This is a genomic window from Paenibacillus sp. FSL R5-0914 (assembly GCF_038004525.1).
Classification (GTDB): domain Bacteria; phylum Bacillota; class Bacilli; order Paenibacillales; family Paenibacillaceae; genus Paenibacillus_AQ.
Map to the genome: position 1 here is coordinate 86,082 of NZ_JBBORH010000006.1, position 16,678 is coordinate 102,759.

The following is a 16,678-nucleotide window of genomic DNA, read 5'->3' on the forward strand; positions in this document are numbered from 1 at the left end:
TCGCTGCAGTATATATTTGAGTGCCATTCGATAGAAGGAGCTTTTAGAACATGAATAAACAACATGCTGACCGTGTCATCAAGGATTACATCAAGCCGCTATATGGTTTTGCTTTGAACAAAACGGGGAAGATCGCTGAAGCCGAGGAGCTTGCGGGAAGAATTACGCTGGAAGTATACCAAGCGCTTCTCAAAAAGACGGAGTTACTGGATCTGAACAGCTACGTCTTTAAGATTGCACATTATGTGTGGGCGAAATTCGTAGGCGAGAAAGTGAAAGCTTCCAACCAAATGCGGATTGATGACTATGAGGTGATGACCAGAGACGAGGGCTTCGACGAGATCATCCGTCAAGAAACGGCTGGCGCATTGCGGCGGGAAATAGCTTTTTTATCTCATCAGCAAAGGGAAATCGTTGTTAAGTACTATTACGGTGGAATGAAAATTAGCGAAATCGCGGCTGAGATGGGTCTTTCTAGCGGTACGATCAAATGGCATTTATTCGAAGCGAAAAAGGAGCTGAAACACAAGATGAACACAATTCGATCGATGGGTAATCTCGGTATCAATCCCATTCGCATGACAGGATTAGGGCATAACGGATCTCCAGGAAACAAAGGCGACACCGCCGACTTTTTAGCGACAGCGATCAGACAAAACATCGCTTTCTCAACGTATCACAAGCCGCTCACGATTAATGAAATTGCAGAAGAACTGGGCATTTCACCTGTATTTATCGAGGATGAAATCGAATTACTAGAAGAATATGGTTTTATGGATAAATTACCGGGTAGAAAGTATCGTACCAATATGTATATTGATGATCCGTCTCCAATGAAAAGCGAGGTACTGTATCCATTGTTCAAAGAATATGCGGAGATTGCGGTCGAGCATTATTTCAAGACGTTTTTCTCGATGGGTGAAGTGTTCCAAGAGACGGGTGTCTACATTCCAGGCGGCGATGTCAATCTACTGTTGTGGAGCCTCATTCCGTATGCAGGTAATCAATTGAGCTTCAAAGAACTCAATAGGGTTAGCCATGATGAGATTTCCGTCAGCCGCAAAGATGGCGGCCATTACGCCGCTCATGCAACGATCCAGAGAGATTTTGACCTCAGTTTTGATCCTAAACAATATTATTATTGTGGCGATATGAATCGGGATTCCGATGAGTTTGCACTAAAGGCATGGCAGGTCGATACGTGGTGGTGCGGCAGGCAGGACAGCTGGCGAGACAATCTAGGTTCGGATTTCATCAGCCTGATGCATGTAATCAATGGAGACTTACCGCAAAACGATGTGAACATTGACGCCTATCGCCGTCTTTTCGATAAACAATATTTGCTGCGAACGGAATCTGACCTTGAAGTTAACATTGTTTATTGCAAGGATAAGCAAACAGGAGAACGTCTGCATGCGGCGATTCCGCAACCGTCCGAACGAATCAAAGAAGCTGCTACAAAATTGGATCAAGCTGTTTATCAAGTGAATCTCGATGGACAACCAGATCATGCACATAAATATGTGCGTTACTGGTCACAGAACTGCATGGCGTCGGGAACCACACTCGCCTTCGTACTCAAACATTTAGTCGACATTGGCATGTTAAAAGTGCCTGATCCACATCGAAAAAAAGGCATTTCCACAATCATGTTCATGAATCAAAGCTAGCTTCAAATTAATTGAAGAAAATGAAATATTCTTTAATGCAGCAATGTGAAGATATCTCGCAGTAGCCTTCGATTTAGCTAAGAACGATTTAATAAAAGGCGATTAAGATGATTGCAGTTACAAGTTGCTCAACAAACTGAGAACTATAGTTCAATAATGAGAGGGCTGCCGAGAGGTAGCCCTTTGTTCAACTAACGGGCAGGATAGTTTAAGTATAAATCTGGATAATGTAGGCTAAAAACTTCTTCAGCAGAACGGTTATTATGAAAAGATGGGTGATTTCTCTAATAGCTTTCGTAATGAACTAACGCCAAAAAAGTCTGAAAAGAAATTCAAACCAGAAAATTTATTGATAACCTCGCAAGTAGCAGTTCACCCAAGTGAGGGAAAAGTTTTTTCTCTTTTTATGAACCAAAATACGAGAACTGGTGAATAAGAAGTGAAAGGAAAAACGAGGAGGTCTTTTAAGTGAAAGAAAATCATCATTTTCCAATACCCAAGGAAGGAGGTCCAGTTGATTTTGAAACACTTGTTCAACCTCACTTAACTAGTGCATTTCGAGTCGCTTTTTTGATCGTTCATGATTATCATCTAGCTCAGGATGCCGTTCAAGAAGCACTATGGGAAGCGTATAAATCACTTTATCGATATGATAAACGAAAAGGGACATTGTTTCGAGCTTGGTTTATAAAAATTGTGACACATCGTGCACTTAATATGGTGCGTAGAAAGAAAAATACGGAAGAATATTTGGACTCTATTGACCCTGGGCAAAACCCATTGGAGAGTATTCTTCAAAAGGAGAAAGAGCAACAGATTTGGCGAGCGATTCAGATGATGACGCTGAAACATCGCTCAGTAGTTATCCTTTACTATTATGAGGAGTTTAGTATAGCTGAAATTGCAAAAATCCTTGGTGTATTTGAGGGAACGGTAAAATCAAGGCTACATAAGGCCAGAAACTTAATTGCTGAAAAAATACAAGTTAACAAAGAAACACAGGTATTTACCGAGATGGGAGTGAACATGCATGACTAATCTTGACAAACAAATTGCACAAACTCTAAAAAATGTTGCTGGAGAATTGGATCAGCCTAGTTTTGTGATTCCTGACCAAGTGGTAGCCTATAAAAGAAAAAGGTCGCGTTTACTAGGCACTTTGGTACTTCCTGTCTTAATCAGCTGCGCTTTGCTTTTAACGATATCGGTGAGTCCTACCTTTGCGGCCTATGTTAAATCGCTATTTAATGGTTCTGATAAAGAACTGCAATATGCAGCACAGGAAGGTTTTTCACAGAAGGTAAATGCCTCTGTTACTGATCGGGGCTATACTCTTGAAATAGAGGAGATATTAGCTGATCCGATGAGAATTGTGGCTGTTTATTCGATCAAGGATCAGCAAAAGAACTTTATTCATCCGGATAAGCTTCACATAAGTAACGTAGAGGTAACAGATTTGAAAGGGAATGTAATTAAAGAAACTAAAACTTATATGGTAGAAATCCAAGAAAATTACGGATATCTCACTCTAAAAAAACCGGGGGAAACAGAAGAACAAAACCTTTTATTACAGTTCGAGGGGAATCAGATCGACTCTGTTAAAGGAAATTGGGCCTTAAAGATTCCTATTGATTTAGAAAAAGCAATTAAGGCATCCAAGGTGCTACCAATCGATAAGACGTATACCACACCACAGGGACTGCAAATCAATCTAAATAGCATTATGCATTCACCGACTGCTGCCCGTGTGGATTATGAAACGAAATGGACGGAAGAGGCAAAGAAAAGATTAGTAGAGGAAAGTAAACAAGTGAAAGGAAAACTAGATTCAGTTGATCCTTATGTTCGCTATGATGATTATAAACTGAATTTTCATGTTGAAAATGAAAAAGGAGAGAAAGTAAAAGATTTAACTAGGGCGCTTGATATTTCACGCAAGGCCGTGGGAGAATACGGTCATTCTAATCGGAAGTATGGATTTGCTCCCCTGTCTCCTGATCATCAATATACACTAGTATTGGATTCTTTAGAAAAAACAGAACCGTATGCGCTAGGCGTATCATTTGAGCCAAAACAGCTTGCTGAAAAACCTGTAAGAGTAGATGAGGATGGCAAAACGATTGAGATCATGTCCGTAACCTTTGACGAACCATTAAATGAAGCATCTCCAAAGAATGAGAAGCACGCTACTATTTTACTAGAGGCTTATTTAAAGGATATATCATATATTAATCTAGCAGATACGATCTTAGTGGATGATGACACAGATAAAATTATTAATCGTTTTGGTTGGACTATAAAGGATGAAAAGGACAAAATATACAATGTAACAGGTGGAGATTTTAAAATGATTGGAAAGGATGAACAAGGCAGAAACCATATCCGAATAAAACTGCAAAGTGATGAAATGAAAGAACTCCCTCAAAAGCTCAGTCTTACTTCAGAATTGGCAAAAAAGAGCTATGACCTGGATTGGAAAGTACCATTGCCAATGCCAAAAGAAGATAAATAAGAAAAGCGAAAGCGGAAAATCATGGCCTTTTAATCGTTTAACAGTGTCTGGTAGCAGCCGCGGGTACATCTGCACAAAATCTTGAATTTTGTAATGTCTTAATCGAGTCTCTTCAACTAACGGGGAACTATAGTTACTTAAAACAAGGAGCAGATCGCCGCGGCAGCTGCTCTTTGTCTTATTGAGCGATAAAGGAGACGGGTGAATTATATGCCAAATGATTATGTTTGAGGGATTTTCGTTGCTGATGTTTCAACTGATTTTCCGAATTTCATTCCAATCGGTATTTATACCACACGTGAGTTAGCCATTAATGAAGTCGAAGCATTGCCAAGAGATCACAATTATCAATTACTTCGAATGCCGCTAAATAATAACTTCGCATATTACCATAGAAAGAGTAGTAAGTTGCTTGGAATGGATACGATCCATCATGAACATTTTCATTTCAAAGATGAAAGTTAACCGATAGCGGTTGCTTCGGCAGCCGTTTTTTATTTGTTCAACTAACGGCAGGTTAGTTGAACTAAATTTTTATGTTAAAATGTGAATAAATCTGTTTATCGGGGTTGAATGATGATTAATTCGGCTGAAGAATTTGTAAGGTTAAGGCTTAGTGATAACATGGAGGAATATCTGAAGGCTGCATGGGATGAAGCACCTTTTGAGGTTTGGTTACAAGTAATTGAAACGTACCCTGAAATGCGTGAATGGGTAGCACATAATAAATCAATTCCTATTGAGATTATGGAAATTCTAGCTGACGATGCAGATGAAAGGGTTAGATTTAATGTTGCTACAAAAAATCGACTACCAGAAAGTTTACAAATGAAACTGGCAAAAGATTTAGATAGCTCAGTTAGAAAACGAATTGTCTATAACAAAAAAGCGACATTTCGAGTTTTAACTATTTTATTGAACGATGATGACGAAGATATAAGAGTACTGGCGAAGAATAGGGTTGATGAGGGACGACATAGGTAAACGTTAGTAGAATAGCGGTTGCTTAGGCAGCTGTTTATTATTTGTTCAACTAATGGGCAGGTTAGTGAGCCAAGGATAGATTGATGGAAAATGGTAAATATTAGATTGACAGCATGCTGTCGAATTGTACTGAAGCAATTATGAATATAATAGACAAACCAGAAGGTTCTAGATTATGCAGGAAATCGTATTGGACTACACCATATGTAAACTTCCTCAGAAAAATTAATGGAGTGTATCAATGGAGAATATATACAATGAATTGCATACAGCAGAAATACTGAACCGTATCGAGAATTTAAGTCCAAATTCAAAACCACAATGGGGAACAATGAATGTTGCTCAAATGTTGGCTCACTGCTCAGCATTTCAAGATATCGCATTGGGAAATTCCTTTCCCCCTAGATATTGGCTAGGAAGGTTAATAGGAAGGTTTGTGAATTCTATTTTCTATAATGACAAGCCGGTACCACACAATATGTCAACAATTCCGACCATACTTATTGTAGATGAAAGAGACTTTATGACAGAAAAAGAAAAACTGAAACAAAAGATTTTAACTTTCCAAAGAAACGGTCCGGAGAAATGTTCATCCCATCCGCATCCTTTTTTCGGCAAGTTTACTCCTGAGCAATGGGGTAAAGGGATTTATAAACATCTAGACCATCATTTAAGACAATTTGGTGCTTAGTATTTTTTCGCAATGATTAATAAATGTTCAGTTTTGTGCAGTAACACGGCTTCGCTGTACTAACGGGACTCGATAGAGGAATAGCGGTTGCTTCGGCAGCCGTTTTTTATTTGTTCACTAACGGTAGTATAGTTCAATTATAGTTGTTTTTTATTTCCAGACTTACAGTTTAAATATTAAAATGAGATTAATTGAATTAATAAGGGGCTTATCAGGATGAACAAGGGTAGAATCGTATTTTTGAACGGTGTTACGAGCTCTGGAAAAACATCAATAGTAGATGCTTTACAGTTAAAATCGCATGAATTTTTTTATGTTGTTGCCAATGACCTTTTTGAAGAAATGGTAGGTGAACGTTATCTTCGTGAAGATTATTGGAAGTATTTAAGTGAAGCAATTATCATGATGTATCATACAGCCAAATTATTTTCTGACCATGGTAAAAATGTACTTATTGATGGCATTATGGTAGAAAGGCCTGAGTTGAAACCGCATTATGAAAAAGTGAACAATATATTTTCTGGTTACCCATTATACATTGTTGAAGTGTTTTGCCCTTTAGACATTTGCCGTCAGAGAAATATTGCACGAGAAAATAGAACCGAGGACCAATCTGATTGGCAACACAAAATCATGGCAAAAGATATCCGGTATAATTGTAAAGTCAACACACATTTAAACACTTCCGAAGAATGTGCAGATTTGATTTTAAAAAGTATATTTGAAGATGAAGTTTGAATTACATGCTCGAGATGACACATTCCGGTAACGGGGAAGGTTAGTATAATAGCGGTTGCTTCGGCAGCCGTTTTTATTTGTTCAACTGTCGTCCAGGTTAATTTAACAAGGAACTTATATAAAGATGAAATTTGAAGGGAGAGATGAAATGATAGAATTATCTAAAGAAAACTACGCTCACGTTCTGCCACTGTTGAAAAATCTAGCATATGAACCTGTGTTTGCATATTCCGTAATTGAGCGAAATCAATCTGGAAAAGTGTTCGTTGATCACAACGAAAATCCTACCTGCAGTCTTATTATCAATTCATATGGACAGTATCTTTTGGTTAAGAGGGGCGACAATGAGTGCTTCATGAGCGATGTAGTTGAATTTTTGCGAAATAATCAAAATCATTCAAAATACTACGATCTTTATGCTTCAACACCTGAACTACTGTTTCAAATTAGCGAAAGCTTAGCGGGAAAGACTCTATTATTGCACCGTTCTTCTTTTACATTCGATCTATCAAAATTCCAACATCTAAAAAAACCTAACGCATTGCAAGAACAATTTGTTATGAAACAGATGGATAAAGCGCTATTCGATAAATACAAAAATGAAATGGACGCTTCTTATGATTCGCTATGGAGTTCGGCACAACACTTTTCGGATCGAGGATTTGGTTACTGTCTTATGGTGAATGATGATTTTGTAAGTGTTTGTAATTCTTATTTTGTAGGTGGAGGGTATGCAGATATCGATATCGTAACCGTGGATGAATACCAGAATAAAGGGCTAGCAACACTCACGGGTGTAGCATTTATCGAACATTGTCTGAACCATAATCTAGTGCCGAATTATAATTGTGACGCTGGCAATGAACGATCGATACAGCTAGCGAAAAAGTTAGGGTTTGCAAAAAAATATGATTTTCCAATGTTATGGTGGCATCAGGATCAGAGTATAATTAGTGATTATTTGAAAAGATTCAATTATTAAAAAAAGAGAGTTTAAAACGAAAACTTTCCAAAATGACAGGAGTAAACCGGTGATAAAACTATTATTATATGAAAATACATGGGAGGTTTAGCTATGACGATTAACCGTGAGACCATTCTAAACGCAATTGTATCAGACCTTGGAATTGAAAATTATATTTTAGCTATCTGGCTAGAGGGTTCAGATGGTACTAAAACTTTGGACGAGTATTCTGATATCGATTTGGTGTGCTATACAAAAGAAGGCTGCATAGATGCTGCATTCACCCGGTTGGATGCCTGTATGCATCGATTAGGAAAAGTAGATATTGCCTATGAAGAAACTGGTCGACCCACAAATAACCGCTACAAGGTTTACCACCTACAGGAGTCATCAGATAGTCTCTTAGTTGACGTGACGATCCAAAGTGAGAGTGTCCCTGTTTTATTCATTAACGAAGACAAAACTGTCGTACCAGTTATATTGATAGATAAGACAGGTATCGTGAAGTATCAAAACGTTGATCACACGACTCACCATTCACAACTTCAATCACAATTGATACGTGCTCAGGGTATTTACAGTCAAAGGAACCGAGCTGTCAAATATACAAAACGCGGACTTTTTTTAGAGTCGTTGATTTACTATCATAAGTTTGTTGTGAATCCACTTGTAGATGTACTTCGGATAATCTATACACCATTCCAATCTGACAGCTTCTTGGTTCATGCGTCTCGGGATTTTCCTGTCGAAGTGGTACTAACCTTGGAAAAGCTATATGGTGTAAGAACCGTAGAAGATATAGTAGATCGCATCGAATTGATAGACAAGTTGTTTCGTAATGCCGTAGCAGAGGCTCATGTCATGCTATTACAATCTAAAGAAAGCGAGAATTTAGCGGATACCAACTCATAAGCATTACTGGGTTATTGTGAGTGATCGCAGATACATAACTACGGGAACCCTACTAAAAATAGAAATTCAAAATGGAGCGATTGAATTGTTTATCCAATCATTTGAAGACGAAACACTTGAGCAATCTTTGTCCATATTTGTGGATACGGGGATTTAGATTTTCTCGTCGTAATTGGAGAGGACCTTAACCAAAATGAAATCGAACTTTTAAACAAACAAAGATCCAATTATAGATCATCCCTTCTTAGAAGATCCGTCGATAGACAAATCCCCAACCTCTATACCGATATGCTTGAGGATGCCTTTCTTACGATTAATATGCTGAATGGTGAAAAGGGCAGTGGCTTATGGTGGGGAACAAAGCGCGAATCCGTCTGGACGGAAAATAAATTAGACCTGTTCACCCTGTACACGATTAAGGAGCAGAGTATCTTGTTGTATGGTGAGTCCCATCTAGACAATATTCCATCGTACTCGAAGGAAGAGTTCATTAGTTTTTTTATGGAATATGCCAATTGCATGCGGAAGTTTGGCAAGGGGAATAGTCTATATTCCGTCGACTGGCTCTTATTAGCTTCTAAATTTATTGCTTGGTGGCAGGAAGGTGTCATCTTGTCTAAAAGCCATGCAGCAGACTGGGGGCTTTTACATCTTAGTAGCGGATGGAAAGAGAATTTGAAGAGATGCAAGGAGCTAAGGAAGGATCCATCCATGGTAACACGTTTAGAGTATTCCGAATGGTTGAGTAATTTGGAGCCAGCCATTATTGAAGCATCAAATGATCTGGACAGAGTTCTCGAAACAACAATTCATTAAACTAGAATCTTTTTAGTCCTATAAAAAAGACTGTTAATAATAGATTTTTCGCTAACAGAACACGTTAGTTAAGTGAAATAGCGACAGTCTAGAACTTTATTTCCATTGTCGATCGACCGAATGAAAGTAATGAAAGAAACTCCGAAAACCCACTATATTCAAGGGGTTTCGGAGTTCTTTTTTTAGAGTCAACCCTGCGCAGGGCTGCTCTTCATTTCATGGATTTTTTGGAGCGTATGAAGACACTTTGTTTTCTCGTCATCGTCCTCTGTGTGGAGATACCACTCTACAAGCCTGTACCCGAATATGAGAAGGATCAATTCGAAGACGCAATGATCGGCGATAGGGGATGCATCTGCATACTCCGAAAAACCTTTGTAATACGCAGGGACACATCGTTGGTAGTATTCGACCATGTGATCGATATCCGCTTCATCCGCAATCAAGCTTGCGAGATCCTCACCCATGTAGCCCCATCCGCATGTATCCCAGTCGATGAGCGCGATTTTCCCGTCGGCATAGATCAGATTGGTCACCCAGAAGTCCCGGTGGCATAGCACTAGGGGCAATTGCTCGATGCGGGCGAGTATCTCATCTGCGTGCTCATCGATGTCGATGAGCATTTGCCGCATGTGCTGCGGGAATTCACAGTCCTCCGAGCGTATATAATCGTAGACGACTGGCCACGACCGGTAATGCAGATACGTATTCTTCATGAGATCCGCATGACTCAGGTTTGTCAGGCTCTGCAGCACAGCGGGCTTTTCCGCATACAGCTTGCCTTGATAGCGTCCTAACTCCAGCGCCGCCTGTTCATACATGTCACCGGTTAAGTCTAAACCGGTTACGCCATCGATATATTCCAGCCACAGCTGGAATTCATTTTCTTCGGTATTCATCTCCGCATGGTAACATGTTGGCCAGCGGAAGATATCCGAGAACGTCATTCCCAAGTCAGACATATAGAGATCATATTCCCGGCGCCAGGAATCCGGATCGTTGTAACGTTCCCATTTCTTTTGAATTTTCAGCACGATACGGTACGGCATTTTTTCACCATCCGCGGTTTCGGCGATCCCGTTTACCAGGTGCACATTTCCCACAGTTCCGCCCTGTAACGGCATAGTTTGGCAGTCAGCCGAGATAATATCCTTCTTGAACTGTCGGCTTAAGGCATAGATCAGCGTTTCAAATTTAATATTCATTTCTTCCATCCTCCGTTTTTCTTCGTTTGCTTGCTTGACATAGCTATCGTTTTATTTCGAGCCCTCTTGTCGATGAGGTAGCTTGTTTTATCCTGGACATACTTGTGCTCATGCTGCTGGGCAACATAATACTCCCACCGTTCACGCGGCAACGAACCGTCGGCAAGCGCGGCGAGAACGGCACAGCCCGGCTCGCCCTGATGGCGGCAATCTGCAAACCGGCATTGCGGGAACCATTCCTCCACATCGGTAAAGCTTGCACGTATGCCTTCGCCGGCATCAAAAAGCCCAAGCTCACGCATTCCCGGCGTATCGATGACCATCGTACCGGAGGGGAGCATGAACAGCTGACGGTGCGTTGTCGTATGCCGCCCCCGGCTATCAACCTCTCGGATCGCCTGAACCCTCATTACGTCCTGTTCTATCAATGCATTGAGCAGAGATGATTTACCGACGCCGGACATGCCGAGAAAGACGACTGTTTTACCAGGCATCAAGTAGGGGGCGAGTTCGTTCAGCCCCAGGCCAGTATGACTGCAGACCACATGAACTGGCACATCAGGGATGCTTTGTGTAACTTCTGCGAGCGGGAGATTATAATCTTCAACGAGATCAGCCTTGGTCAGAATGACGACTGGCTGACTTCCGCTCTGTCTGACTTGTGTCAGGTACCGCATGAGGCGGGTAACGTTGAAATCCCAATTCAAAGAAGAAAGAATAAACACATAGTCAAAGTTGGTTGCAACGACCTGTTCCCGCACGGTTTTGGCGTAGCCTACGGCATGCCCTGAGTAATCTGCGCGTGAGAACTTGGAACGGCGGGGCAGTACCGTAACGATGAGCGAATCTCCGCTCTCGTTGTATTGCAGCAAGACGAAATCTCCGACGCATGGAAAATCTACGCGTGTTTCCACGCTGTGATAGAATGCTCCTTTGAGCACCGCCGTTACGTCGCCGCGCTCGGTCATGACCGTGAAGCGCTCGCGCCGAAGCTCCGTCACCCTGCCGGGCAATAATCCGTCGGGGATTGCTTCTATTTCTGTGTAGCCATAGGTTTTCAAATTCATCATAGTTTTTTTGTTAGCTCCTTTAATGTTGTTTTTGGACGCAAAAATGCCACGGACAAGCAGCCTCTAAAGAAGCTGCTGTCACGCGGCATCAGGACGCGAAAAAGACACGACCTTCATCGTATCTTGCAAACAGCAATATTCACGAAAGGTTACTTTGGATGGCATACCAAATAATAGGGGAGTTTCCCCGCTTTTTTCGTGTATGCCAACTATTAAGTTTTAAGACCAAACCACCATATAAGTAGTTGCCACTAAAACACATCTCCCTTCGTGTCAGGAACTTGCTTATCGCTAAGCTGTCTATAAAATAACCTATTTTGGAAAAAAAATCAATTCTTACTTTTCTCCAAATCGTAGTGGAGTACGAAAGAAAGTACCTACTGATGTTAAGTCAATAATCTATGGGAGGGTATATGAAAGATCGGCGAAATTGCAGGAATTGACAAGAAACTCATTGAATACTAGTAATTAATCATTGAACTAATCGGCAGGTTACGTGGCAGTTATTTACAAATAAAACCTAATGTCTATCTTCTTTTTATGCATATATGGAAATAGGTAGAAAAATGGAAAATACTATCGTGAAAAATCTTCGAGGAAAGAAGTGCTAATAGAGAATGAACTAGAATGGAGATAACACTTTGAATTAAAAATAATGAGGTGAAATATGAATCCAACAATTGAAGCCTTTTTTACGGATAAGATTGTAGTTGAAGCAGCAAAAAGGTATGGGTTCATACCTGAAGAGTTAATTTTATTGGGGAAGAATCAAAACTTTACCTATGGTAGTAAAAACAAAGCACGTAATCTCATCATTCGGATAATACATGAATCTCACAGGACGCTGGAGCTTATACATGGTGAATTAGAATGGATACAATATCTTGCGAAAAACGGTGTTCCAGTATCCACTCCAGTGAAATCAAGTAACGGCGAGCTAATTGAAAAGATGGATGGTTTTTTTGTTGTAGCATTCCAAAAAGGGCTTGGTGCCTCATGGAGTGATGAAATATCTCAAAATGAAGAGTTTAATAAATTGGGAGAAATTGCAGGGAGAATGCACGCACTAGCTAAAAAATATGTTCCTAGTACAGCCGAGATAACACGATACGACTGGCATGAAAATAGTTATCTTCAAGAATTCATAACATATATTCCTTCTTCCCAGAGCCTTGTAATCGCTCATTTTGAATCCTTGATGCAGAGTATCCATAAATTATCACGTGATAGTGAAAATTTCGGACTTATTCATGGTGATTTTTGCTTTGGTAACTATACAGTTCAACCAAATGGAAGCATCACTGTATTTGACTTTGATGAATGTCAATACGGATGGTTCACGCAAGATATTTCTATTAACTTATTCTATGGTATTGCAGTGCCTAGTCCTGATGAAGATGTTTCAACTTTTGTGAAAAGGTATCTAATTTCGTTCTTGGAAGGTTACGAAAAGGAAAATACGATTGATATAAGATTATTAAGAGACTTACTACTATTTATGGATTTGAGACAAGCTATCCTTTACTCAGCTCTCTATCGAAACGGAAATATTGAAGCACTCGATGGTTGGTCTAGGGAGTTCTTGAAGCGTGCCCGATATAATATGGAAAACAATATTTCACTAATTGAACCCGATGATATTTTAAATTTTATAACTTAAAAGAGCAATAACATGAATAAACGGCAGCCAAGTTGATGGGCTGCTGTTTCTCAACTAACGGGCAGGATAACGCAAAGCTTATATGGAATATATTTGAAAAATAAGATACTATGAGGAGTGAAAAATTTGCGATATAGAGCTTGTTCACTTTGCATTATTAAAAGAAGAGAATCAATATTACTTGAACAATTCCCGGAAGAAGATGGTATCATTATATTTCGCCCAGTTGGTGGCACGATTGAGTATGGGGAAGATAGCAAATCAGCTGTAATACGAGAAGTAAAAGAGGAAATTAATATTGATATTATTGAACCAAAATTGATAGGGATTATCGAGCACATCTTCCCTTGGTATGGAGAAATTGGACATGAATATGATTTTATTTATGAAGCGAGCTTTAGTCGAATGGATAACTATAACAAGAATGAATTTGAAGGGATTGAGGGGGAAAAAAAGTTTATAGCTGTTTGGAAGAACTTAGATGATTTTGAAGAAAACCTTCAGTATAAACTTGTTCCTGACGGTCTTTATGAGATGCTTACAAGTGGGCAAATTTCTGATATTAAACATATTAACACAAAAGATTTATTGGCTTTTAAAGGGGCTTGATTTAACCTAGCGGGACACGTTAGTGCAATAGCGGTTGCTTCGGCAGCCGTTTTTTATTTGTTCAACTAACGGGCAGGTTAGCTGAGTAACAGAAATATTGATATTGGATTATATACCATTAAATTGAAATTTAAAAAATGTCTAACGTCTATACTGTCATAGCGTAATAAAAAAGGGGTTTCTAAGTGTATTGAACCTGTGTGGTTCGGTAGGATATTTATATTTTTTGAGAGAGGTGTTAACTTGAAGAAAACATTCATAATCATTTTAATAATTGCAGTAGGTGCTCTTGTTTTACTAGTCGTATCCACTCCATTTATTAACAATTATATTGCATATTCCATAAAAAAAGATCTAGTAGAAGTATCTTTGCCAGACAAAACTGAATTGATAGATGATTTATCATCAGCTGGAAAATTAATTGGGAATGGAAATGGAATGCAATTTTTTGGCGCTATTTTAATCAAATCGGAACTAACTTTAGAAGAATTAAATCATTTTTATTCAAAGTATCGCGAGAATGAGTGGAGTTATATCGTTGAAAAACAAGTGAGTAATAACATTGATTTTCTTAATGGTAACTTGAAATTCAAAGCATTGAAAGCAGATGAAAAACTAATTAACTATTATATTGTTTATACTTGGGGCAGTAGTAACTATCCATTAAGTGATCTTGACATCCGTGGGCATTAACACTCTGCACAAGCAAGATCACTTGCTAGAATATTATAAGCATTGAGGGTGCTTTATGAAATTAATTCGCCGCCCCATTAAGTAGAACCGTACCATAGATGACAGATCATCATTACGCTAACGGGCAGGATAGTTTTATTATATTTGTTCTATCCTGGTAGTGATGTCTTCACAACGTGATACTATTGAACGTAATAAACAATATAAAACTTGTGATGGGTCGTGTACATGAATATGAAAGATCCCTTTAAGCTGAATCACTTTGACGTAGAAGAAGCAAGTATATACGAATTACAAAACGCGATGGAGCAAGGTAGATTGACTTCAAAAGAATTAGTGTTCTGCTATTTATCACGTATCGCAAAATATGATCAGGATGGTCCCCACATAAATTCCATTATGGAAATTAACCCCGATGCCATTTTCATTGCCGAAGCACTCGACATAGAACGTCAGCGCAAGGGGAGTAGAGGACCTCTTCATGGCATTCCGATTCTCGTGAAGGATAATATCGAGACCAGTGACAAGATGCGCACTAGTGCGGGGGCCTTGGCACTGGCGCAGCATGTAAGTTCGAAGGATGCTTTCCTGATTAGCCGACTAAGAGAATCCGGGGCCATCATATTAGGAAAGACGAACATGACAGAATGGGCCAATGGTATTTCCTCGACGATGTGGGCGGGTTATAGTTCAAAGGGAGGGCAGGTCGCGCACCCGTATGGTGATTTTTTCGTAGGCGGATCCAGTACTGGGTCGGCAGCTGCAGCTGCCATGAGCTTTGCGGGGGCGGCGATAGGCACAGAAACTTCTGCTTCAATTCTAAGTCCGGCCATACAAATGTCTATCGTCGGCATTAAACCGACCGTCGGCTTAATCAGCCGCTCAGGAATTATTCCTTTCTCTTATTCACAAGATACAGCAGGGCCGATGGCAAGGACGGTTTCAGATGCGGCAGCTCTGCTTAGTGCATTGGTTGGGAGGGATGAGCACGATCCAGCAACCTGGCGTAATGACCATGGTATACAAGATTACACTGCATTTTTGGACAAGGAAAGACTACAAGTAGCGAGGATTGGGGTCTTTTGTGAAGTACCGGATTACGTACGTGAGTCTGGTGAATATAATAAGGAGTTATTTGATCAAGCAGTCTCCGAATTGAAAAAAGCAGGAGCCACAGTGGTAGAAAATATCGAGATTCCTTCGTTCCATGGGCCATGGCAGTGGAACAAGATGAATTTTGAATTCAAACATGGGGTGGAAAATTATTTGCAGCGCCTTCCGGCACACATGCCGATTCATTCATTGTCCGAGCTTATCGATTGGAATGAAAAGCATGCTGACGAAGCTCTAAAATACGGTCAAGATATGTTGAAATTCCGGGAGGGCTTAACCGAGCCGTTGAAAAATAAGGACTATATCTTGGAATCACTTATGGATTTATATCTAGCCCAGAACGAAGGAATTGATTATGCGATAAATAGTCATCAGTTAGATGCGATCATGTTTCCTGCTTATATTGGAGCGGATATATGTGCCAAAGCTGGTTATCCATCGATTGCTATCCCCGCGGGGTATGGGGCGGATGGCAGACCATTCGGCGTTACTTTTGCCGGAAAAGCATTTACCGAACCTACTTTAATTCGTATAGCTTATTCTTTTGAACAAATAACGAAACATCGCAAAAAGCCTGTATTTAACTAACGGGTACGAGACAGAGGTGAAAATAATGTGGATATGGTCTCTGGTAACTCAGAGCGGTTCCTTAGATTTTGAAGAACAATATCAACTGAACGAATACATAAAAACATTGAGCGATGATGAATTAAAAGCATCCAGGGTTTATGACCCAGATAGAAGATCGATTGACGCATTTGTATATGCTCAAATGAAAAAGTTGTTGAACTAACGGGACACGATAGTTGAATAATACAAATTGAAGAGCAGGAGCTAGGTATCCTGCTTTTATCATTGAACTAACGGGCAGTTATACGTAACTTCCAGGGAATGTAAACATCTAAATAACGTAAGGAACGAGGAGGCAGACAATTCATGGGAGGAACGAATGTATGGGATGCGGAGTGGGAGGTTAACGAAGAGCAGGCGCGGACGCTGATCGGCAGACAATTCCCTCAGCTGTCATCGAAGCAAGTGAAG

General features: G+C 40.0%; 16 protein-coding genes. 14 read left to right on the forward strand and 2 right to left on the reverse strand.

The features are described 5' to 3' along the window. Nucleotides 1-50: 50 nt before the first annotated feature. The 9 genes from MKX60_RS31380 (at nucleotide 51) to MKX60_RS31420 (ending at nucleotide 9,287) form a co-directional block, all read left to right on the forward strand. On the forward strand, nucleotides 51-1,670 hold the full coding sequence (locus tag MKX60_RS31380) for an RNA polymerase sigma factor (protein WP_076286200.1): 1,620 nt from the start codon (nucleotides 51-53) through the stop codon (nucleotides 1,668-1,670). 468 nt (nucleotides 1,671-2,138) lie between these two features. Beyond that, complete coding sequence (locus MKX60_RS31385; protein WP_341062073.1) at nucleotides 2,139-2,708, forward strand: RNA polymerase sigma factor; 570 nt, start codon at nucleotides 2,139-2,141, stop codon at nucleotides 2,706-2,708. Then, nucleotides 2,701-4,182, forward strand: coding sequence for a DUF4179 domain-containing protein (locus MKX60_RS31390; protein WP_341062074.1), 1,482 nt, complete (start codon nucleotides 2,701-2,703; stop codon nucleotides 4,180-4,182). The genes MKX60_RS31385 and MKX60_RS31390 overlap by 8 nt, the downstream gene beginning before the upstream one ends. Before the next feature lie 573 nt (nucleotides 4,183-4,755). After that, nucleotides 4,756-5,166 carry a hypothetical protein gene (locus tag MKX60_RS31395; RefSeq protein ID WP_218640896.1) on the forward strand — a complete coding sequence of 137 codons (411 nt, stop codon included), beginning with the start codon at nucleotides 4,756-4,758 and terminating at the stop codon, nucleotides 5,164-5,166. A gap of 241 nt (nucleotides 5,167-5,407) precedes the next feature. Further along, a complete protein-coding gene (locus MKX60_RS31400; RefSeq protein ID WP_042189271.1) occupies nucleotides 5,408-5,857 on the forward strand; it encodes a DUF1569 domain-containing protein in 450 nt (149 codons plus the stop codon). A gap of 216 nt (nucleotides 5,858-6,073) precedes the next feature. Continuing rightward, complete coding sequence (locus MKX60_RS31405) at nucleotides 6,074-6,595, forward strand: phosphotransferase-like protein (protein ID WP_076286196.1); 522 nt, start codon at nucleotides 6,074-6,076, stop codon at nucleotides 6,593-6,595. 124 nt (nucleotides 6,596-6,719) lie between these two features. Then, nucleotides 6,720-7,577, forward strand: coding sequence for a GNAT family N-acetyltransferase (locus tag MKX60_RS31410; protein WP_341062077.1), 858 nt, complete (start codon nucleotides 6,720-6,722; stop codon nucleotides 7,575-7,577). Between the two features lie 93 nt (nucleotides 7,578-7,670). Next, nucleotides 7,671-8,471, forward strand: coding sequence for an aminoglycoside 6-adenylyltransferase (locus MKX60_RS31415; RefSeq protein ID WP_341062078.1), 801 nt, complete (start codon nucleotides 7,671-7,673; stop codon nucleotides 8,469-8,471). Nucleotides 8,472-8,903: 432 nt separating this feature from the next. Beyond that, entirely contained in the window at nucleotides 8,904-9,287 is a 384-nt protein-coding gene (locus MKX60_RS31420; protein WP_341062079.1) for an aminoglycoside adenylyltransferase domain-containing protein, read from the forward strand. A 188-nt stretch (nucleotides 9,288-9,475) separates the two neighbouring features. On the opposite strand, the gene MKX60_RS31425 is transcribed toward MKX60_RS31420, so the two are convergent. Both MKX60_RS31425 and rsgA read right to left on the reverse strand, forming a co-directional pair. Beyond that, nucleotides 9,476-10,492, reverse strand: coding sequence for a phosphotransferase (locus MKX60_RS31425; RefSeq protein WP_341062081.1), 1,017 nt, complete (start codon nucleotides 10,490-10,492; stop codon nucleotides 9,476-9,478). Then, entirely contained in the window at nucleotides 10,489-11,562 is a 1,074-nt protein-coding gene (gene rsgA / locus MKX60_RS31430; protein ID WP_341062082.1) for a ribosome small subunit-dependent GTPase A, read from the reverse strand. The genes MKX60_RS31425 and rsgA overlap by 4 nt, the downstream gene beginning before the upstream one ends. 667 nt (nucleotides 11,563-12,229) lie before the next feature. Between rsgA and MKX60_RS31435 the strand changes: the two genes are divergently transcribed. From MKX60_RS31435 to MKX60_RS31455, 5 genes are all read left to right on the forward strand, one after another. Then, nucleotides 12,230-13,222 (forward strand): phosphotransferase enzyme family protein, encoded by a 993-nt coding sequence (locus tag MKX60_RS31435; RefSeq protein ID WP_341062083.1) that lies wholly within the window; start codon nucleotides 12,230-12,232, stop codon nucleotides 13,220-13,222. Between the two features lie 126 nt (nucleotides 13,223-13,348). Then, nucleotides 13,349-13,831 carry an NUDIX hydrolase gene (locus MKX60_RS31440; protein WP_341062085.1) on the forward strand — a complete coding sequence of 161 codons (483 nt, stop codon included), beginning with the start codon at nucleotides 13,349-13,351 and terminating at the stop codon, nucleotides 13,829-13,831. A gap of 243 nt (nucleotides 13,832-14,074) precedes the next feature. Further along, on the forward strand, nucleotides 14,075-14,524 hold the full coding sequence (locus MKX60_RS31445) for a hypothetical protein (protein ID WP_341062086.1): 450 nt from the start codon (nucleotides 14,075-14,077) through the stop codon (nucleotides 14,522-14,524). A gap of 234 nt (nucleotides 14,525-14,758) precedes the next feature. Next, nucleotides 14,759-16,225, forward strand: coding sequence for an amidase family protein (locus tag MKX60_RS31450; RefSeq protein ID WP_341062089.1), 1,467 nt, complete (start codon nucleotides 14,759-14,761; stop codon nucleotides 16,223-16,225). Between the two features lie 25 nt (nucleotides 16,226-16,250). Next, the gene (locus MKX60_RS31455; RefSeq protein ID WP_076286188.1) at nucleotides 16,251-16,430 is read left to right on the forward strand and encodes a hypothetical protein; all 180 of its coding nucleotides are present in this window, start codon (nucleotides 16,251-16,253) and stop codon (nucleotides 16,428-16,430) included. The last annotated feature ends 248 nt before the right edge of the window (nucleotides 16,431-16,678 follow it).